Origin of the sequence: Bradyrhizobium sp. LjRoot220 (assembly GCF_964252915.1) — a bacterium.
In the GTDB taxonomy this organism is placed as follows: Bacteria; Pseudomonadota; Alphaproteobacteria; order Rhizobiales; family Xanthobacteraceae; genus Bradyrhizobium.
The window spans coordinates 414,528-433,298 of sequence record NZ_CAXUPS020000002.1 but is presented as its reverse complement, the minus strand read 5'-3'; the positions used below and the strand labels follow the sequence as shown (position 1 = coordinate 433,298).

Below are 18,771 nucleotides of genomic sequence, written 5' to 3'. Positions count from 1 at the left end.
TCCCGGCTCAAGGCCGGGACGACAAGCTGTGATACCGTCACTGAACCTTCGCGAGCACCGCGATCCGCCTGATGCCGCGATTGCGGTAGGCGTCGAGGAACGCATAGTAGTCCTTGAACGAGATGCAGCCGTTGGAATCGCCGCGGGCGCCGAGCATGTAGGTATGCGCCAGGAGGCCGTCGCGGTTGAAGATCTTGTCCTGCCCGCCGATCGGCGTCAGTCGCAGCGCGGGCACGCCGTGGAACAGCGCCTCGCGCGGCTTCAGCTCATAAATATGCGGCGGCGTCACGCCCTGCATCCGCACATGCGCGTAGCGCACGTCATCCATCTTGGCGCCGAGGCCCGAATGCGCTTCCAGCCTGGTGCCGTCCGGCAGATAAACCGTTTTTGCCGCAATGTCGTAGACCGCGGTCTGCTTGTCGTAAGGCGGCGATCCGCCCAGCATCGGGTTCTTCGAAAGGGTGTCGGGGATGCTTCCGGTGACGCTGGCGTCGGCGGACGCGTAAGACAACAGCGATCCCTGCGAGGACTGCTTGCCCCAAAGCTTTTCGACCATGCTCTGCTTCTCATTGGAAGCAATCGACATCACCGCAGCCTTGGCACGTTGCGCCATATCGCGGACGGAAGCCCCGGATTCTTTCGCGGCGGGTTTGGCTTCAGCCTGCTTTGGCGCCGGACCCGGAACGTTCAACGCGACCTGGGTCGGCGGCTGCGGAGCGGCTTCCTTTGGCTTCGGCGCTTCCGCGAGTTTGGGCGCTTCGATCTTCTTCAGCGCTTCAACCGGCGCCGAGGCCTCAGCCATCTGTGTCGCTTCAACGGCTCTCGGTGCTTCGCCCTGCCGCGCCGCGGCTGCAAACCTTTCGTTAAACATAATCGAAGGAGCGACGGTCGCGGGCGCGGAAATCTTCGGAGCCGACTGAGGCAGCGTCGCGAACACTTCATTGAAGGCGGGCCGCGCCGGACGCGCCGCGACAATGGCGGAGTGCTTCGCGACCGGCGCATCGAACCCCGCGCTATTGACCGAGGGATAGATGCTGGCGCCCAAAATATTGCTGTGAACGGTCCAGGCGCAGCCCAGCACCACGGCTGCGATCGCGACGCCGCCAAGAAAATGCTGAGGAATGACCTTCCGGGAAGATTTCTTGCGGTTATGGGCCGCACGGCCAAACGCACCGGTACTCGTACTCATTCGCCTTGCGTCCAGACCAACTCTACTAGCCCCGCTTGATGCCGCGCCCGAAAAAATCCCGGGCAACATCTCGCAAGGACACGGGAGCGTCATTAAGGCGAGTTTTAGTTAAATGCAGATTAAACGCGGGCAGATCTAAGGCATGCGCAAATCATTGGAAATTATGCGCAAATCACCCCGTAAACACGCGGGGGTTCCCTGCTAATGGGACATCCAGCCAATGGCCGGATGTCCCATTTTGGCATTCAATCCTTGAACGGATCGAATTCGTTTTCGCCCGCCATGACGACCGCGAACGGACGCAGCGTGTGCTGGACCTTGATCGAGCCGGCATGCTCGGCAAGGACCTCGGGCAGCCGTCGATAGGCCATCGGGCTTTCATCGAGATCGGCGCCGATCAACGTCACGCCACGCGACTGCAGCCACGCGTCCATCTCGATGCGGGTAAACCTCCGCTTGGCCTCCCTGCGACCGAACAACCGGCCTGCGCCGTGAACCGTCGAGTAGAGCGACGCCTTCGCCTCCGGGCTGTCGACGCCCTCGACGATGACGGCGTCATCTCCCATCGAGCCGCCGATGAAGCCGCGCTGTCCCGGGAACGCCGGCGTCGCGCCCTTGCGCACCACCCACAAATCCTTGCCCGCGTGATTTTCGCGCCAGGCGTAATTGTGGTGGTTGTGAACCATGTCGGTGACGTTGCCGCCGATGATCTTGCGCACGCGTTCGATCACCCACTCGCGGCCGGCATAGGAATAGCGCCCGGCCAGTTGCATGGCCGCGATGTAGCGTCGCCCGATCTCGCTGTCCTCGTCGATCACAGCCGGCGGCACGTTCATGCCGTCCTTGCCGCCCGCGGCCTTGAGGTAGCGGGTCGCGCTGGTATGGCCGAGGCCACGGCTGCCGAAGTGAACGCCGATCCAGACAAAGCCGGCTTCATCGCGCATCAGATCGACATAGTGGTTGCCCGATCCGACGGTGCCGAGTTGCGCGACGGCCTTCTGCCGATAAGCGCCCATGTCGGACTCCCGCCAGGCATCGCTGTCATCGAACAGTTCGTGCTCGACGCGCTCCTCGTTGGTTCGCCCGACGCCAAAGGAAATGGTCTTGTGTACGTCCTTGATGATCGTGCCGACATTGCCTTCGATCCGGCTGAACGGCGTGTCGAGACGCACCGCCATGTTGCCGCAGCCGATGTCGAACCCGACGCCGGAGATGCTGATCTGCTTCTCATAGGCGATCACGCCGCCGACCGGCTGCGCGTATCCCAGATGCCCATCCGCGCAGATCACGCCGGCCACGGCATTGCCGACCGCCATGCAATTGCGCATCTGCGCGATCGTGGCGTCCTCGTGCCGGCCGAAGATCTTGAGCGGGCTGTGCTGGTATTGCGCAGCCTGCACCGTGAACTGTTCCTTGCGCGCAGCGTCGCGGAACGTGCACCAGACCGGGATCGGCCGCTGACCGGGACGATCGATCTTCGCATCGGGGTCGAGCCCGGCTTCGACTGCCAGGGCTCTTGCACGCTCCTGATAGGGATCGAGCCGCATCGCATCTTCCTCTTCCACGAATACCGGACGTCGCCGGCCATGTCTGACACCGAGCATAGGTCGTCGCACCAGAACCCGCTTGGGTTCATTGGCAGCGAGACTTTGATCGGACGCCGCCTGCCGTCAGTATGGCGTTCGTTTCGGCTCGCAAAGCGGCGTTCAATAGCTCAAGCGCGGATACCAGTCCTTGCCGCGGCCTTCGGGCGTGGTGTCCAGAAGGGTCCACAGCGGATCGAGATCGGGCGCACCGCGCGGATCCTGACCAGGGTCGGCGGTACCAGGCCCCATTTCGCCGGACAAGAAATGACGGATGCTGCCGTCGCGGCGCGTAAACACGTTATAGCCGGGCATGTCGGCATCCGCAGCACTGACGTAATCGCGGGTGTACTCGCCCGACGGATCGGAATAGATCCTGTGCTGTGTCCAGCCGCGCGCCTTCTTCGCCTCGATCAGTCGCGCGATCGGCGAGCGCGCGACGAATACGAACGCGATACGCTGCTCGACATCCTGCAGCTTGGCTGCCCACGTGCCCATGAACGACGTGCACATCGGGCACGGTTGTTCGCGCTGCGGGCCGAACATGTAGCTGTAGATCACGAGCGTCTGCTTGTTGCCGAAGAGGCTGGACAACGTCGCAGGGCCGCCCTCGCCCACGAACGAATAGGCCTTCGTCACCTCAGCACCGGGCGGCAACGCGCGGCGCAGTTCGGCGACGCGCTCGATGTGGCGGCGCAGCTCGATCTCTTCCGCCAGCAATTGCTCGCGGGCGCGGCGATACTCGGCGCTCTCGTTGGGAATGCGCGCGGTATTGGCGCGGGCAAGTTCAGCAGCGGGTTTCAGGTTGGAACCGGACATGGGCATGACCTCGCAGTTGGATGGCGTGCTGGGTTCCCTACAAGACGATTTCTGTGCGGCCGATCCGACACGACCACCGGACTATTTTCGGCGCAGCCACGCAGGCAGAACGCTGCTTTCCAACGCCAGTTCCGGCGGTGGGGAGCGATCGAGCACATCCCGCTTCGGCCCCTCCAGCACATCGAGCGCATAGGTCTCGATCACAAGCGGGCCGCGCTTGCGCGTGACCTCCGCGATTCTCTCGACGCGCGCAAAGTCCTCCTTCAGCGGATGATCGCCGGGCAAGACCTCGCGCACATAGAGCTGCTTGCCGCCGAGCTGTGCCACCGTCGGCTGGGGCAGGTTGACCCAGCGAATGCGCTGGTTCTGCTGTGCGACGCATGTGTCTTTCGGCAGGTAAAAGGCGAGCCATCCGGTGGTGCCGTAATCCGGCGCAAGCACGCAGGTCGCACCGACGCGCGCCCTCGCCGCCTCGATCTCGCCTGCGATCTCGCGCCAGCCGACGCCGACGCTGCGCACCGTGGCGTCGCGGCGATAACCCGAGAGCATGCCGGTGTTGGCTTGCACGATCAGGATTGCAAACATCACAATGCCTGTTGGCGCCGCCCAGCGCAGGCAGAAATTGACGGTGCGCTGCTCACGCTTTTCCCATTGCACCAGATGGGCCGCATACGCCGCGGCGACCGCAAAGGCCGGATAGACCGGCGCAAACCAGTTCGCCTCAACGCGGGCGTGCAGCGAGTGCCAGACGAAATAGGCAACAATGGTCCAGAACATCGTGCTGACCAGCACGCGCGCCGGCAGCGCACCGGCGCGGCGCTGAAACAAGGCATAGAGACCCATGGCGCCGAGGATCCATACCAGCGGGGTCGCGAACGCGATCTGCGTCGGGATCAGTTCGGCAATGAAGGCCGGCCTGAAATCCTCGATCCGCGCGCGGCCCATCTGCTTGATAAACGATACCCAGTGGTGATCGGCGTTCCACAGGATGACCGGCGAAAACATCGCCAGCGCGACGAGACCGCCGAGATAAAGCCATGGCGAGATCAGCCAGCGCCGCAGCGTCGGAATCACTACCAGCCAGATCAGGATCGCGGGACCGAAAAACAGCGCGGTGTATTTCGACAGCAGCGCCGCCCCCGTGGCGAGACCGACCGCCAGCCACCACGCGCCGCGTCCGGTCTCGAGCACCTTGGCCAGCGAAAACAGCACGAAGCTCGACGCCACCAAGAGCGGCGCATCCGGCGTCACGATCATGGTGCCGACCGCGGCCATCAGCGTGACGTTGAGCAGGATCGCCGACGTCGTCGCCACCCGCCTGCCGCCGAACAGCACGGCCGCGGTCTGGTACACCGCCCAGCTCATCGGCAACGCCAACAGGATCGAGACCAGCCGCACGCCGAGTTCGGTGTCGCCGGCGATCATGGTGCCGAGGCGGATCACGATGGCCACCATCGGCGGATGGTCGTAATAGCCGCCAGCGAGACTCTTCGACCACATCCAGTAATAGGCTTCGTCGAAGGTGATCGGCGTGTAGGCGGCGGCTACCAGCCGGACCGCGACCAGCGCGAGAATCGTCAGAACCGTGTTGAGGACAAGCCGCGCCTCGCTCGGATTCATTTTCGATTCATCGCTTGCGCCAGACGAACAGCCCGGACATCGCGTAGTTCCAGACCACGCCCATCAGCGCGCCCGCCGCTCCCGCCAGCCACCAGATCGGTTCCTGGTCGTAGACCGAGAACGCGACACCGACATTGGCGAACAGGCCGACGCTGCAGACGAGGTAAAACAGCAAGAGGCCGCGCAGGATGGCAAAGCCCTTCAGCCGCTGGTCGCGATAGGTGAGAAAATTGTTCAGGATGAAGTTGCTGGTCATCGCGACCAGCGCGCCAATGGCCTGCGCCTCCGGAAACCGGGCGTCGAAGAATCTTAGCGCGATGAACAGCGCCACGAGGTGCACGATGAGGCCGATCGAGCCGACCATCGCAAACATCAGGAAGCGCAGCGAGACCACGTCGTGAGTGAGCTTGGCCAGCACCAGACCCAGAAAATCCAGCGCCACCATGGAATCGAGCTTGCTCTCGCCGTGCTGGCGCGAGCCGAAGGTGAAGGGTACCTCGACCGTGCGCAGCTTGCCTTGCGCGGTCGCGACGATGTCGAGCAGGATCTTGAAGCCCTGGGTCGAAAGCTGCGGCGCCAATTGCTCGAAGCGATCGCGGCGGATCATGAAGAAGCCGCTCATGGGATCGGCGATCTCGACCTTGAGCACGCGTTTTGCGACTTCGGTCGCGACCGCGCTGACACCGGCGCGGCCCTTGTTGAAACTGTCGGCGCTGCCGCCTTCGATATAGCGGCTGCCGACCACGAGTTCGGCTTCGCCGCGCTGCAGCAGCCCGACCATCTTGGGAAGCTGGGTCTCATCATGCTGCAGATCGGCGTCGATCACCGCCGCATAAGGACCGCTGGCGGCGAGAATGCCCTCGATGCAGGCCCCCGACAGCCCGCGCCGCCCGATCCGGCGGATGCAGCGGACCCGCGAATCCTTCTGCGCCAGGCCGCGCACCACTTCCCAGGTCCCGTCAGGCGAATTGTCGTCGACGAACACGACCTCCCAGGCGATGTCCTTGAGGGTCGCGTCCAGCCGCCGGTACAGGACGGTGACGTTGTCGCGCTCGTTGAAGGTGGGGACGACGACCGAAAGCTGAGGCAAACCGGTGGCCTGCGGCGGGTTTTCGGGGCCCGGTTTGATGGCTTGATTCATGGGGCCAGCGTATATCCGCAGGCGTCAGGGATGCCAAGGCGCCGCCAGCAGTCCAGAGGGCGCCGCCAGCACTACCAAAGGCGCTGCCAGCCCTACCAACGCTGCGGAACATTACCGGATGAGGGAAAACGGGCCAAAACAGGCCCCAAAATGCCAACGACCACGAACAGAGGGGCGCGCGTACATCCGGCGCAGCCTAACCATTCATGGTCGTCCCAGCGCCGGAGCCTGTTAAGCGTCAACGTCGCCGTTAGGAGCGATATGGGTATGCCCGGAACGTTGCGCAAGGGGCGGCCGAACCCCTGCCCCGCGTCAGTTAATTGGGCACTTCCCGGATCACCGGCCCCCGCGGCGCGGGCGTCGCGGGCGCCATCTGGGACGGCTGCTGGACCGCGGCCGGCTTGGGCGCCGGCTTGCCAAATTGCCCGATCGGCCCATAGGCGATCGCAACCACCAGCACGATCGAGGCGACGATGGCACCCAGGATACCGGCTATCAACTCAGAATTCATACCCGACAATCCCCTGTCTGATCGGGAATCAATATCACGGAACGCGGGAATGGTGGAATAGGTCGGCGAAAGCTGCAGGGGCTGCTTCGAGGCAGCTTTGCGCTTCGCGAACGCCGCGCTCATCGTACGCTGAAGCGGTCGCATTCACATTTCGCGCCGCCGCGCCCTGCCCCTTATCCCGTACCTCCGTGAATTGACTGCACCCTGCGGCATTCTGGCCAATTGGTCCCGATCTGGATTAAGATCGCCCGGCAATCATCCCTCCTTCGTAACGAGCCCCCACGGTGAGCAAATCTGCAAAATCGTCCGCCAGAAACAGCGGCAACATCTTTATCGGCGTCGGTGGCTGGACCTTCGAGCCTTGGCGCGGTGTGTTTTACCCGGAGAAGCTGACGCAGGCGAAGGAGTTGTCCTATGCCGCGTCGAAGCTGACTTCGATCGAGATCAACGGAACCTATTACGGCTCGCAGAAGCCGGAGAGTTTTCGCAAATGGGCGCGGGAAGTGCCTGACGGTTTCGTGTTCTCGTTGAAGGGTCCGCGCTTCGCCACCAACAGGCGCGTGCTGGCGGAAGCCGGCGATTCCGTGAAGCGGTTCTATGATTCCGGCGTGCTCGAACTCGGCGACCGGCTGGGTCCGGTGCTCTGGCAGTTCGCGCCGACCAAGAAATTCGACGAGGCCGATTTCGGCAAGTTCCTCGAACTCTTGCCGCGCAAACTCGAAGGCCGCGCGCTGCGTCACGTGGTCGAGGTACGCCATGACAGTTTCTGCGTGCCCGACTTCATCGCGCTGCTGCGAAAATTCGAAACGCCGGTCGTGTTCGCCGAACACGGCAAGTATCCAGCGATCGCCGATATCGCGAGCGATTTCGTCTATGCGCGGCTGCAGAAGGGTAACGACGAACTCAAAACCTGTTACCCACCAAAACAGCTCGATGCCTGGGCGAAGCGCTTTCAGGCCTGGGCTTCGGGCGACGAGCCAGATGATCTGCCGCGCGTCGATGCGGCAAAACCCAAGAAGGCGCCGCGCGACGTGTTCGCCTACGTGATCCACGAGGGCAAGGTGCGCGCGCCCGCCGGCGCGATGGAATTGATCGAGCGGGTAAATTAACCCGATATCAACCGCCCCAGCCAAAAAAGCGGCGTCTTCACCCGCCGTGAACGGACGCCCGTCACGGTCGTGCTCGACGTACCATAACACTCGGCTGAAGCCGCTGGTGAACGCGCACCTGGTCGCAGACGTGTGCGCAGGCAGGTTTCAGATTGCCGCAGAGGGAACATGCATCGCTTGTTGCCGATCGTTCTTGGCCTGATCATGCTGGTTGGCATCGACGCCGCGTCAGCCGCGGCCGATGACCGCGCGACGTGCCTTGCCGTCAATTCCGGTGCAAACGACGCCAAGGCGGTTGACGCCTGCACAGGCGCGATCGAGTCGGGGAAATTCCGGGCTACCGAACTCGCGCGCCTTTACAACTGCCGCGGCTTGGCCCTTACGAACCTCGGCCAATACGCTCGCGCGATTCCGGACTTTACGCGGGCGCTCCAGATCACCGGGAAGCAGCACGTTCTCTTCAACAACCGTGGCCTTGCTTACAAGGCTAAAGGCGAATACGACCTCGCGATCGCCGATTACAGCGAGGCATTGCGGCTGAATCCGAAATACGAAGACTCGCTTCAAAACCGCGGCCGCGCCTATTATGACAAGTCCGACTATGCTCGGGCCATTGCGGATTACGGGGAGGCCATCCGCCTGTATCCGAAGAAGCCGGACTTCTATGGTGGGCGTGGTACAGCCTATTTCAAGAACGGCGACCAGGACCGGGCGCTTGCGGACTTCAACGAGATGATTCGCCTTGGCTCGAAGATCACGAGCACTTACTACAATCGAGGGGTCGTCTACGAAGCCAAAGAAGATTTTGCCAAGGCGCTTGGCGACTTTCGTACGGCGCTTGCAATGGATCCGCAATCCAAGCAAGCTGTGGATGCAATCCTGCGCATCGAGAAAAAGTCGACGGCTGGCTCGGCTGCAAACCCGGTGGGCCCTCCCTCGGCGTCCGCGACGCTCCCGCCGCCGGGGCCTACTCCCGTCGCACGACCGGCTACGCAAGTCGCCGCGCTTCCGCTGGTTTCCCCGCCGCTCGCTGCCGCTAAGACGACCAACGATGTCGGTCGTCGGGTGGCCCTCGTCATCGGTAACAACCGCTATGCGAACCTTGCGGCGGATCGGCAACTTGTCAACGCCATCAACGACGCCCGCGCCGTCAAGACAACGCTCGAAGGGCTGCGCTTCGAAGTCCTCTATGGTGAAAATCTCGACCGCAGGTCGCTTGTCGACAAGCTGTTCGAACTCGCTGCCCGGCTGGGGAAGGACGATATTGCATTCTTTTACTATGCAGGACACGGCGTCTCGTTGAGCGGCGCGAACTATCTGTTGCCGTCGGATATTCCGAACCCGCACGCCACCGGCCGCGCCGAAGAGGCCCGGCTCGCGGATCAGGCGATTGCGGAGACCCAGGTGATCGAGCGCATCATCGGTTCCGGTGCGCGGGTCACAATCGTGGTTCTCGACGCCTGCCGGGACAACCCGTTGCGGGGTTCGGACACGCGAGCGATCGGCGGCTCGCGGGGACTGGCGCTGGGTCAGCCTGCGCAGGGCGTGTTCTCGATCTACTCCGCGGGTTTTGGACAGGGAGCGCTCGATCGCCTCGGACCCGATGACCGCAGCCCGAATTCCGTTTTCACGCGCGTCTTCATAGAGAAGCTCAAGACACCGGGCCTCGATCTCAAGGCGGTCGCCACCGAAACGCGACGCACGGTCGTCGAGCTCGCGCAGAAGGTCGGGCAGAACCAGTTTCCGGCCTATTACGATCAGATCAGCAGCGAGGTGTACCTCGCCGGCCAGCCGGCCCGCTGATTCCCCGTCTCGCGCTTCAGTCCAGCTTGATGCCGGCCTCGCGGATCAGTTTGGTCCACGTCTCGTATTCGGATGCGACAAAGGCATTGAGCTTGTCGTCTGGAAAATCCCAGACTTCGCCGCCGCTCTTCTCGAAGCGCTCCTTGAGGTCGGGCAGCGCCGCGCGGATTTCGCGGCGCAGCTTTGCCAGCGCCTCCGGCGGCGTTTTCGCGGGTGCAAAAATTCCGAGCCAGGAATCGACATCGAGCCCGGGCACGCCAGCCTCCGACATCGTCGGCACATCGGGCGCCAGCGGACTGCGTTTGGACGACAGCACGGCAATGCCCCGCGCCTGCCCCGACTGCACATAGGGCAAGCCGGCTGCCATCGAGTCGAAGAACAGATCGATGCGGCCCGCGAGCAGATCGGTGAACGCCGGCGGCGAGCCCTTGTAGGGCACTTCCAGCAGCTTGATGCCCGCGGCCTTCTTGAAGGCTGCCGCCACCAGTTGCTGACCGGTGCCGACGCCGGCGGTTGCTACCGAGATCGAGCCCGGGTTCGCCTTCGCCGCCGCGACAATATCAGCCAGCTTGGCCTGCGGCAGATCCTTGCGGCCGACCATCACATAGCCGAACTTGTAGACTAGCGCGACCGGCACAAAGTCCTTCAGGGGGTCGTAGCCAAGCCTGGAATACAGCGCCGAATTGAACGCCATGTTGGAGAGCCCGCCGACCACCAGCGTATAGCCGTCCGGCTCGCTCTGGCTCGCGGCCTGTGTCCCCACGACGGTGCCGGCGCCGGGCTTGTTCTCGACCACGAAGGTCTGCCCCATCCGCTTCGAAAGCACGTCGGCAATCTGCCGCCCGACCAAATCGTAGCTGCCGCCGGGACCGATCGGGACGATGATTTTCACGGCACGGTCGGGATAGCTGCTCTGCGCCCTCGCTGCGCCGCCGCAGGCGAGCAGCGCGAATGCGGCCATCCAAGCCAGCGAGCGGCAAAATCCTTGCATCGTAATCCCCCGAAACGTCAGGCCATCAACAGGCTCTGTTTCGCTGACTATGCGACATGGCGCGCCCGGCGGCAACGCACTACCGGCCGGGTCGCTGCGGCATAACCTCCGCGATTATGGAAATCCGTCACGGGGTGACCTAACCTCAAACCGGCCAACCAACGCGCAACAGGACGAACATGGCACGCAAGAGCAAGCGCCTTTACACCATCGGCTATGAGCAGACGCCGGCCAAGGCCGTGCTCGACGAGCTGGAAGCCGCCGGCGTGAAACTGCTGGTGGACGTCCGCGCCGTGGCCGCGTCCCGGCGGCCGGGCTTTTCCAAGAACCAGCTCGCGGCGGGGCTCGACGAACGCGGCATCTCCTATCTGCACCTGAAGGGCCTCGGTACGCCGAAGACCGGCCGCGAGGCCGCGCGCAGCGGCAAGTTCGATCTGCTGCACAAGATCTATTCGGCGCATCTGAAGACCACGCAGGCCAGGGAGGAACTCGACGAGTTATCGGCGCTGGTGAAGAAGTCCGGCCCGGTCTGCATCCTCTGTTACGAGCGCGACCACCAGCAATGCCACCGGCAATGGATCGCCGAAATCATCGAAGACCGCGACGGGGTGAAGGTGGAGAATTTGGCGGCGAGACAGGTGTAGCTACCGTCATTCCGGGGCGATGCGCAGCATCGAACCCGGAATCTCGAGATTCCGGGTCTGGTGCTAACGCACCATCCCGGAATGACGGATAGACCATGGCGCATCTACCTCACCCCTCCCCCGCCAAACTGGAACGTGCCCTCCATCATCTGCACGCTGGCGCCGCCAACATGGATCGACGAAATCGCGCCGTTCTGCTTGCGGACGCGTGTCAGCAACAGGCTCGGCCGCCCCATGTCGACGCCCTGACCGATCCGCAGTTTCAGGTCGCCGTCCTTCATCGGATCGAGATCGGCGAGCAGCGCCGCGCATGCGGCCGTCGCGCTGCCGGTCGCGGGGTCCTCGGAAAGCCCGCTGGCGCCGGGATGGAACATCCGGGCCTGCAGGTCGCACGGCTTTTCGCTTGATGGCACGTCGCGCGTATAGAAATAGACCGCATCGCTGCCGTCGCACGGGAAGATCTTCGCAAATCCCTCAGCATTCGGCTTCGCGCGGCGCAGCGCCTCGCGCGAGGTGAGTTCGACAGCCAGAAAAGCCAGCCCGACCGAAATGATCTGCGGCGGATGCCGGTCGAGTTTCACATCGCTCGCCGACAGCGACAGACAGGAAGCAGCCTGCTCGGCGCTGAGCTGCGACATCCGCTTCAGCGGCTGTGGCGCCGTGAATTCGGTGCTGACGATCCTGCCCTGCTCGCTCGTAACTTCGACGGGAACGAGGCCCGCGCCCTCCTCGAACAGCAGCCGCGCCGGCGGTTTTGTGGCTTGAGTCGCCAGCACGAAGGCGGTGCCGACATTGGGATGGCCGGCGAAGGGTATCTCCCGGTTGACGGTGAAGATACGAACCTGCGCGTCGTTCGCGCGGTCGGCCGGTGGCAGCACGAAGGTGGTCTCGGAATAATTGAACTCGGTGGCGATCGCCTGCATCTGCGCGGTCGAAAGCCCGCCGGCATCCAGCACCACGGCAAGCGGATTGCCGCCGAAGGCGCGATCAGTGAACACGTCGACGGTGATGTAACGTCGTTGCATTGATATCCTCCTATCCCAACTGCCACACGGTCATCGGCCGCTCATAGCCTCTGACCGGGACCTCACCAAGTGCCACGGCGTCGCGACATTCCTCTCCGAGCGCATCGCGGACCGCCTCGGAGATCAGGAACTGCGAATTGAAATCCTTGTTCAGCGCCTCGAGCCGCGCGGCGAAATTCACGGTGTCGCCGATGACGGTGTATTCCTTGCGCCGCGGCGAGCCGACATTGCCGGCGACGACCTCGCCGACGTGAATGCCAATTCCGATGCGCAGCGGCCAGCTGGTCGCCTGGTTGGCGTGCGCGTTCGCTTCGAGCATTTCGCGCGCGGCGGCCACCGCATGCTGCGCAGCGTTGCCCGCATCAAAGGGCGCGCCGAACAGCGCCAGGAAGCCATCGCCGAGAAACTTGTTCACGATCCCGCCATGTCGGTCGAGGATGTCGACCAGCACCGCGAACGCGCCGTCGAGGCGGTCCACCACTTCCTGCGGCGTCCGGCTGCTGGCACCGGCGGTAAAGCTGCGAAAATCGACGAACATGACCGCGACACGCCGGACTTCGCTGCCGGTCGCCGCTCCCTCGGCCATCAGTCGCTCGACCACCTGCGGCGAGACGTGCTGGCCGAACAGGTTGGTGATGCGGTCACGCGCAGTCGCGGCGAGAATGCTGGCCTCGAACTGCCGGCGCAATTGCACGCCGACCGCGCCCGCCAGCATCCCGCAGATCAGGATGATGACGCTGCGCACCGAGTGATAATACAGATCAGGCGGCGGATCGCTGCTGCCGGCGCGATGATAGAACATCGCCATGCCAAGGAGTTCGGCAGCGGCAACGAATCCCGTGAAGGTCGAGAGCCAGAAATCCAGCCGCAGCGTCGATAGAATAATGAAAATGAAATAGGTGAGCGGCACCGCGAAGCCGAGTGCCTCGACATGGCCCATGCTGTCGATATGCATCGCCAAAGCGAGCGTCGGCATGGACGTCTCGACCAGCACACCGATATAGCGCCGGTACACGGGAAGGTCACGACCCTCGCCAAGGTGCCGGCTGATGACGGAGTGGACCCAAAGCTCGAACAGAACGAACGGAACCAGGATCTTGAGGAGGTCACCCGGATTGAGGCGGCCATGCCAGAGCTTCTGGACCGCGTCGGGATCGACGATATGCATGACGAGGATCAAGCAGGCAAGCAGGACAGTCGTCCCGATCAGTGCCTTGATCCGTATCAGTTCGGTGCGCAGCACCTGCTGCGTCAGCGCGCGCTGAAAATCAGCCGACACCACCGGCTTTTCGCTTTTTTTGCCCCAGAACCCGAACATTCCCCTACCCTTGTCATTCCGGGGCGATGCGCAGCATCGAACTACGATGCGCAATTGCGTATCTGAGAATCTCGAGATTTCCCCGATGCGCGATTTGCGCGCCCCTTCGAAGCGCCCCGACGTCGAACATATTGCATCAATCGAGCGTGCGACGGAAGCGCGTCACCGCGATCGTCATTGCCAACAGCATCAGTGCAATGAGTGCAATGGTGTCGTATTGCAAATTTTGGATGGTCGCGCCCTTCAGCATGATGGCGCGAACGATGCGAACGAAATGCGTCAGCGGCAGACACTCGCCGATATACTGCGCCCATTTCGGCATGCCCGCGAACGGAAACATGAAGCCGGAAAGCAGGATGCTCGGCAGGAAGAACATCATCGAGAGCTGCATCGCCTGCAACTGATTCTGCACGATGGTCGAGAAGGTGTAACCGATTGAGAGGTTGGTGGTGATGAACAGCGTCGTGAGCAGCGCCAGCGTCAGCAGGCTGCCGAGGATGGGCACGCCGAACAGCAAAACGCCGATTCCGATGATCAGCGATGCCTGAACGAAACCGACGATCACGTAAGGTATGATCTTGCCGAACATCACCTCAACCGGCCTGATCGGCATCGACAGCAGGCTTTCCATGGTGCCGCGCTCGATCTCGCGCGTCACCGACAGCGCCGTGAAGATCAGCATGGTCATGGTCAGGATAGTGCCGACCAGGCCCGGCACGATGTTGAGCCGCGAGGACGCCGCCGGGTTGTAGCGCGAATGGGCACGGATCTCGAACGCCGTCGAAGGTGGATCACCCGCCCGCAGATCATGCGCCAAGGCGGTCTGCACGATGCCGTTGAGTGTGCCCAGCGCCGAGCCCGCCGCCACCGGATCGGTGGCATCGGCGGCGACCAACAGCGCGGGGTGATCGCCGCGCCGCACCGCGCGCTCGAAACCGCGCGGGATTTCCACGCCGAACAGCACCTTGCCGGATTGCAAGAGATCGTCGAATTCGGCAACGCTGTGGACTTCATGGGTAAAGCGGAAATAGGCGGTGTTCTCCATCGCCTTCAGGATCGAGCGCCCGAGATCGCTGTCCTCCTGCAGCAATACGGCCGTCGGCAAATTGCGCGGCGTGGTGTTGATGGCGAATCCGAACAGCACGAGCTGCATCACCGGCAGCATCACGATCATCGCGAACGAGACGCGGTCGCGGCGAAGCTGGATGAATTCCTTCACCAGCATCGCATAGCTGCGCCACCAGAAGCCGAAGCGCGGCTCGCTGACGGCGCGACTCTCGTTCTGGGTGTCGGTCGTGCTCATTGGAAATTGTCCTTTGAGCGGCTCATCAGGTCGATGAACACGTCTTCCAGCGACGGTTCGCCGTGCTGCCAATGCCAACTCCGGCCGTCTCTGTACGGCGCGACACTGGTTTCGAGGGCTGCCTTGTCGCGGCCGGAGACGTGCAGGCTGGTGCCGAACGGCGCCACCATGTCGACGCCGGGCTTGCCGGTGAGTTCGGCGGCAAGACCGTTGAGATCGTCGCCCGTAACCGTCCAGGTCGACAGCGCCGATTGCGCGATCACCTCGTCGACCGTGCCATGCGCCAGGAGATTGCCGTAGGCGATATAGGCGATCTCGTGACAGCGCTCGGCCTCGTCCATGTAATGGGTCGAGACCAGCACGGTGAGGCCATCGGCCGCCAGCGCATGGATCTCGTTCCAGAAGTCGCGCCGTGCCTTGGGATCGACGCCGGCGGTCGGCTCGTCCAGCAGCAGCAATTGCGGGTTGGGCAGCGTGCAGGCGCCGAGCGCGAGCCGCTGCTTCCAGCCGCCGGAAAGCTCGCCTGCGAGCTGCTCCTCGCGGCCGTTGAGACCGATGCGCTGGATCATGTCGTGCGCCGCGCTGCGCGCATCGCGCAGACCGTAAAGCCGCGCCACGAATTCCAGGTTCTCGCGCACCGAGAGGTCCTGATACAGGCTGAAGCGCTGCGTCATGTAGCCGACCTGGCGCTTGATCTTGTCGGCCTCGCGGCGGATGTCGTAGCCGAGGCAGGTGCCCTCGCCGGAATCCGGCGTCAGGAGGCCGCACAGCATGCGAATCGTCGTGGTCTTGCCGGAGCCGTTGGGACCGAGGAAGCCGTAGATCGAGCCACGCTTGACCTGCATCGAGAGGTTTTGCACCACCGCGCGGCCGCCGAACGATTTTGAAAGGCCCTCGACATTGATGGCAATGTCGGGCGCGGTTGAGGACACGTTCGTCATCGCTTGTCCGCTACCGGTATCGGAGCATTGAGGAACACGCTGATCGGCTGGCCAACGCGCAGATTGGCCGGCTTGTTCGGCCGCGCCTGGATCAAATAGACGAGCTTGTTGCGCTCATCGAGACTGTAGATGACCGGCGGGGTGTATTCGGCCGTCGTCGCGATGAAGTAGATCTTCGCGGTGAGATCGGCTGCGCAATTGTCGCAGGTCACCTTGACCTCGTCGCCGATCGCAAGCTTGGGCAATTGCGTCTCCGGCACGAAGAAGCGCAACTTCATGTTGCCGGGTGGCATGATCGACAACACCGGCCGCTGCGCCGGCACCATCTCGCCTTCGCGAAAATAGATCTGCTGAACGGTGCCGGCGACGGGCGCAAAGCCATTGCGCCGCGCCAGCCGCGTCTGCGAGGTGTTGAGCCGCGCTTCCGCCACCCGCAGCGCCGAGACCGCGGAGTCGAGATTGGCCTGCGTGCCCGAACCGGTCTTGCTCAGGGATGCCGCGCGGTCATAGGTCTGCTGCGCGTTGGCCAGCGTCGCGTTGTTCTGGTTGAGATCGGCCTTCTGCAGCTCGTCATCGACCGAATAGATATGCATGCCGGGCTTCACTTCGTCGCCTTCGCGCACGTTGAGTTTGGTCACGCGCCCGGATTCGTCGGGGCTGACGAAGATCATGTCGGCTTCCACCCACCCCTGAAAGCCGGGATCCTTCCGCTCCTTGCAGCCGGTCAGCAGCGCCACCAGCGCCAGCGCGGTGAAAATCGCCGTCACTCTAGAAGAGGTCCTGCTGGAAGAGGTCTTGCGCGACGAAGTCATGTCGTCCTCCGTTCGCCAAAAATCAGATCGAGATGAACGCGAAACATCTCGTTCGCGTCGAGTGGCGCGTGTCTGCTGAACAGGCTTTGCCAGATGATCGCGACGATGGCGGGCGCCACCATGATCTGCGGAAAGCGCGCCAAATCCTTTTGCTGGATTTCGCCGCGGGCGACGCCGAGTTCAATCAGCGCGCGCATGCCGGCCATCCCCTTCGAGGCCACTTCGCGGAAGTAGAAATCGGCGATCTCGGGAAATCGCGGCCCTTCGGCAACGATCAGGCGCACGATGTCACCACGCCGGGTCGTCACCACGTCGTGGATGAAGGCCCTGGCAAAGCTCTCCACCACATCCCGGATCGAGGCGCCAGCCGGTGGCGGTCCTGCCGAGGCAAGACGGTTGACGAGCGGGACGATCGCCGTCCGGATCAGTTCCTCGAACAGCGCCTCCTTGTCCTTGAAGTGCAGATAGATCGTGCCCTTGGCGACGCCAGCCCGCTTGGCGACATCGTCAAGCCGCGTCGCTGCAAAGCCGCGCGCGATGAATTCATCCATCGCCGCCTCGATAATGGCCCCGCGCCGCTCGGCGGCGCGCTCGGCCCGGTTCGAGGCGGATTTTGAGGGCTCAACCTTCGCCGAGACCACCTTTGGCGAGTTGGCGGCGGCGGCCCGGATCGCAACGCGGCTCTTGGCCGGCTTGGACGGACGTGGGGTGCTGGTGCGTGTTTTGCTCATGGTTACAATATGACTGACCAGTCAGTCATTGTCAAGATTAGGCTAAAACTATCGTTTCACGTCGCCGTGACTGGCGGATTCAATGCAGCATTATCGGGCGCGCCAATCTGTCCCGTCTTTCGCGCATGGCGGAAGCCGGGCGATGCGCTACCCTCCTGGAAAGTTCAGGGAGGAATCATGTCAAGAATCAATCGCCGTCACTTCATCGCTGCCGGAACCGCCGCTGTCGCGACGCCGCTCCTGGTGCGCGGGGCCTCGGCGCAGGCCGCGTGGCCGTCGCGGCAAATCCGCATGGTGTGCAGCTACCCGGCGGGCGGCCAGACCGACCTCTTGGCGCGCGCCTTCGGCGATTACATCTCCAGGCAGGTAAAACAGACCGTCGTCATCGAGAACAAGGCGGGCGCCTCCGGCTCGATCGGCACGGCTGATGTCGCACGCGCGGAGCCGGACGGCCACACCATCCTGTGCTCGATCTCGACGACCTTCATCATGAACCGGGTCATGATGAAGAATCCCGGCTACGACATGGACAAGGATCTCGCGCTCATCAGCGTCATTCCGGGCGCCGGGCTGCCGCTGGTCGCAAGCCCGAAGTCCGGCATCAAGTCACTGGACGACTTCGTCGCTTTCGCGCGCAAGAGCGGCAAGATGAACTTCGGCACCTACAGCGCGGGTTCATCCCCGCACATCACGATCAATGAACTCAACAAGCAGTATGGCCTCAACATCGAACCGATCCACTACCGGGGCGAAGCACCGATGTGGACCGGCATCGCGGATGGCACGCTCGACGTCGCGATGGGGAGCTACACGGCCGCGCAATCGGTCCTGCAAAGCAACGCCGGCGTCGTGTTTGCGGTACATTCCAAGAAGGTCGCCGCGATCCCGGACGTTAAAACTCTGCCTGAACAGGGCGCGACCTCGAAGTTTTTCACGGTGAGCGGCTTCTCGGGCTGGGCGGTGCCGAAGGCGACACCGCAGCCGATCGTCGAGCGGTTGTCCGAACTCTGCGTGGCCGCCAATGGCGATCCGAAAGTGAAGGAAATTCTCGCAACTTTCGTGCTCGAACCGGCGATCGGCTTCAAGGAAAGCAATGCCTTGTATCAGCGCGAATTGCCGGTCTGGCTGGAGGCCGGGCGGGCGCTCGGCTTGCCGCCGGCCTGAATTGGCAAGCTCGAACTTGCGATCGACGGAAGCCCGGCACGAGTTCACCTGTGGCCGGGGCCGTCGA

17 protein-coding genes are annotated in these 18,771 nt (G+C 63.2%); 4 read left to right on the top strand and 13 right to left on the bottom strand.

What is annotated here, in order from left to right; all coding sequences use genetic code 11:
* Nucleotides 1–37 precede the first annotated feature (37 nt).
* From ACSQ84_RS10395 to ACSQ84_RS10370, 6 genes are all read right to left on the bottom strand, one after another.
* Nucleotides 38–1,189, bottom strand: coding sequence for a tlde1 domain-containing protein (locus ACSQ84_RS10395; protein WP_436211578.1), 1,152 nt, complete (start codon nt 1,187–1,189; stop codon nt 38–40).
* Nucleotides 1,190–1,434: 245 nt separating this feature from the next.
* On the bottom strand, nt 1,435–2,736 hold the full coding sequence (locus ACSQ84_RS10390; RefSeq protein ID WP_436212260.1) for an RtcB family protein: 1,302 nt from the start codon (nt 2,734–2,736) through the stop codon (nt 1,435–1,437).
* A gap of 159 nt (nt 2,737–2,895) precedes the next feature.
* On the bottom strand, nt 2,896–3,591 hold the full coding sequence (locus ACSQ84_RS10385; protein WP_436211577.1) for a DUF899 family protein: 696 nt from the start codon (nt 3,589–3,591) through the stop codon (nt 2,896–2,898).
* Between the two features lie 81 nt (nt 3,592–3,672).
* On the bottom strand, nt 3,673–5,211 hold the full coding sequence (locus tag ACSQ84_RS10380) for a glycosyltransferase family 39 protein (protein ID WP_436211576.1): 1,539 nt from the start codon (nt 5,209–5,211) through the stop codon (nt 3,673–3,675).
* 7 nt (nt 5,212–5,218) lie between these two features.
* Nucleotides 5,219–6,352: a glycosyltransferase family 2 protein gene (locus ACSQ84_RS10375; RefSeq protein ID WP_436211575.1), complete on the bottom strand. Its 1,134-nt coding sequence runs from the start codon at nt 6,350–6,352 to the stop codon at nt 5,219–5,221.
* A 316-nt stretch (nt 6,353–6,668) separates the two neighbouring features.
* Nucleotides 6,669–6,863, bottom strand: a complete 195-nt coding sequence (locus ACSQ84_RS10370) for a hypothetical protein (protein WP_436211574.1) — start codon at nt 6,861–6,863, stop codon at nt 6,669–6,671.
* A 284-nt stretch (nt 6,864–7,147) separates the two neighbouring features.
* Between ACSQ84_RS10370 and ACSQ84_RS10365 the strand changes: the two genes are divergently transcribed.
* Entirely contained in the window at nt 7,148–7,972 is an 825-nt protein-coding gene (locus tag ACSQ84_RS10365; protein WP_436211573.1) for a DUF72 domain-containing protein, read from the top strand.
* 168 nt (nt 7,973–8,140) lie between these two features.
* Complete coding sequence (locus tag ACSQ84_RS10360) at nt 8,141–9,775, top strand: tetratricopeptide repeat protein (protein WP_436211572.1); 1,635 nt, start codon at nt 8,141–8,143, stop codon at nt 9,773–9,775.
* A 16-nt stretch (nt 9,776–9,791) separates the two neighbouring features.
* On the opposite strand, the gene ACSQ84_RS10355 is transcribed toward ACSQ84_RS10360, so the two are convergent.
* Nucleotides 9,792–10,736 carry a Bug family tripartite tricarboxylate transporter substrate binding protein gene (locus ACSQ84_RS10355; protein WP_436211571.1) on the bottom strand — a complete coding sequence of 315 codons (945 nt, stop codon included), beginning with the start codon at nt 10,734–10,736 and terminating at the stop codon, nt 9,792–9,794.
* Between the two features lie 209 nt (nt 10,737–10,945).
* Here ACSQ84_RS10355 and ACSQ84_RS10350 point away from each other — a divergent pair, with 209 nt between their 5' ends.
* On the top strand, nt 10,946–11,410 hold the full coding sequence (locus tag ACSQ84_RS10350) for a DUF488 domain-containing protein (protein WP_436211570.1): 465 nt from the start codon (nt 10,946–10,948) through the stop codon (nt 11,408–11,410).
* A 104-nt stretch (nt 11,411–11,514) separates the two neighbouring features.
* Here the strand turns inward: ACSQ84_RS10350 and ACSQ84_RS10345 are convergent, their stop codons facing one another.
* The 6 genes from ACSQ84_RS10345 to ACSQ84_RS10320 form a co-directional block, all read right to left on the bottom strand.
* The gene (locus tag ACSQ84_RS10345) at nt 11,515–12,435 is read right to left on the bottom strand and encodes a PhzF family phenazine biosynthesis protein (protein WP_436211569.1); all 921 of its coding nucleotides are present in this window, start codon (nt 12,433–12,435) and stop codon (nt 11,515–11,517) included.
* 10 nt (nt 12,436–12,445) lie between these two features.
* Complete coding sequence (locus ACSQ84_RS10340) at nt 12,446–13,753, bottom strand: adenylate/guanylate cyclase domain-containing protein (RefSeq protein ID WP_436211568.1); 1,308 nt, start codon at nt 13,751–13,753, stop codon at nt 12,446–12,448.
* Between the two features lie 136 nt (nt 13,754–13,889).
* Complete coding sequence (locus tag ACSQ84_RS10335; RefSeq protein ID WP_436211567.1) at nt 13,890–15,056, bottom strand: ABC transporter permease; 1,167 nt, start codon at nt 15,054–15,056, stop codon at nt 13,890–13,892.
* Complete coding sequence (locus ACSQ84_RS10330) at nt 15,053–15,997, bottom strand: ABC transporter ATP-binding protein (RefSeq protein ID WP_436211566.1); 945 nt, start codon at nt 15,995–15,997, stop codon at nt 15,053–15,055. The genes ACSQ84_RS10335 and ACSQ84_RS10330 overlap by 4 nt, the downstream gene beginning before the upstream one ends.
* Entirely contained in the window at nt 15,994–16,809 is an 816-nt protein-coding gene (locus ACSQ84_RS10325) for an HlyD family secretion protein (protein ID WP_436211565.1), read from the bottom strand. The genes ACSQ84_RS10330 and ACSQ84_RS10325 overlap by 4 nt, the downstream gene beginning before the upstream one ends.
* On the bottom strand, nt 16,806–17,540 hold the full coding sequence (locus ACSQ84_RS10320; protein ID WP_436211564.1) for a TetR/AcrR family transcriptional regulator: 735 nt from the start codon (nt 17,538–17,540) through the stop codon (nt 16,806–16,808). The genes ACSQ84_RS10325 and ACSQ84_RS10320 overlap by 4 nt, the downstream gene beginning before the upstream one ends.
* Before the next feature lie 177 nt (nt 17,541–17,717).
* Between ACSQ84_RS10320 and ACSQ84_RS10315 the strand changes: the two genes are divergently transcribed.
* The gene (locus ACSQ84_RS10315; protein WP_436211563.1) at nt 17,718–18,704 is read left to right on the top strand and encodes a Bug family tripartite tricarboxylate transporter substrate binding protein; all 987 of its coding nucleotides are present in this window, start codon (nt 17,718–17,720) and stop codon (nt 18,702–18,704) included.
* The last annotated feature ends 67 nt before the right edge of the window (nt 18,705–18,771 follow it).

Bases quoted from the DNA above. Each gene is read 5' to 3' on its own strand.
- ACSQ84_RS10395 (WP_436211578.1), bottom strand. From the start codon at position 1,189: ATGAGTACGAGTACCGGTGCGTTTGGCCGTGCGGCCCATAACCGCAAG.
- ACSQ84_RS10355 (WP_436211571.1), bottom strand. From the start codon at position 10,736: ATGGCCGCATTCGCGCTGCTCGCCTGCGGCGGCGCAGCGAGGGCGCAG.
- ACSQ84_RS10370 (WP_436211574.1), bottom strand. From the start codon at position 6,863: ATGAATTCTGAGTTGATAGCCGGTATCCTGGGTGCCATCGTCGCCTCG.
- ACSQ84_RS10345 (WP_436211569.1), bottom strand. From the start codon at position 12,435: ATGCAACGACGTTACATCACCGTCGACGTGTTCACTGATCGCGCCTTC.
- ACSQ84_RS10350 (WP_436211570.1), top strand. From the start codon at position 10,946: ATGGCACGCAAGAGCAAGCGCCTTTACACCATCGGCTATGAGCAGACG.
- ACSQ84_RS10335 (WP_436211567.1), bottom strand. From the start codon at position 15,056: ATGAGCACGACCGACACCCAGAACGAGAGTCGCGCCGTCAGCGAGCCG.
- ACSQ84_RS10390 (WP_436212260.1), bottom strand. From the start codon at position 2,736: ATGCGGCTCGATCCCTATCAGGAGCGTGCAAGAGCCCTGGCAGTCGAA.
- ACSQ84_RS10380 (WP_436211576.1), bottom strand. From the start codon at position 5,211: ATGAATCCGAGCGAGGCGCGGCTTGTCCTCAACACGGTTCTGACGATT.
- ACSQ84_RS10330 (WP_436211566.1), bottom strand. From the start codon at position 15,997: ATGACGAACGTGTCCTCAACCGCGCCCGACATTGCCATCAATGTCGAG.
- ACSQ84_RS10385 (WP_436211577.1), bottom strand. From the start codon at position 3,591: ATGTCCGGTTCCAACCTGAAACCCGCTGCTGAACTTGCCCGCGCCAAT.
- ACSQ84_RS10340 (WP_436211568.1), bottom strand. From the start codon at position 13,753: ATGTTCGGGTTCTGGGGCAAAAAAAGCGAAAAGCCGGTGGTGTCGGCT.
- ACSQ84_RS10315 (WP_436211563.1), top strand. From the start codon at position 17,718: ATGTCAAGAATCAATCGCCGTCACTTCATCGCTGCCGGAACCGCCGCT.
- ACSQ84_RS10375 (WP_436211575.1), bottom strand. From the start codon at position 6,352: ATGAATCAAGCCATCAAACCGGGCCCCGAAAACCCGCCGCAGGCCACC.
- ACSQ84_RS10320 (WP_436211564.1), bottom strand. From the start codon at position 17,540: ATGAGCAAAACACGCACCAGCACCCCACGTCCGTCCAAGCCGGCCAAG.
- ACSQ84_RS10360 (WP_436211572.1), top strand. From the start codon at position 8,141: ATGCATCGCTTGTTGCCGATCGTTCTTGGCCTGATCATGCTGGTTGGC.
- ACSQ84_RS10325 (WP_436211565.1), bottom strand. From the start codon at position 16,809: ATGACTTCGTCGCGCAAGACCTCTTCCAGCAGGACCTCTTCTAGAGTG.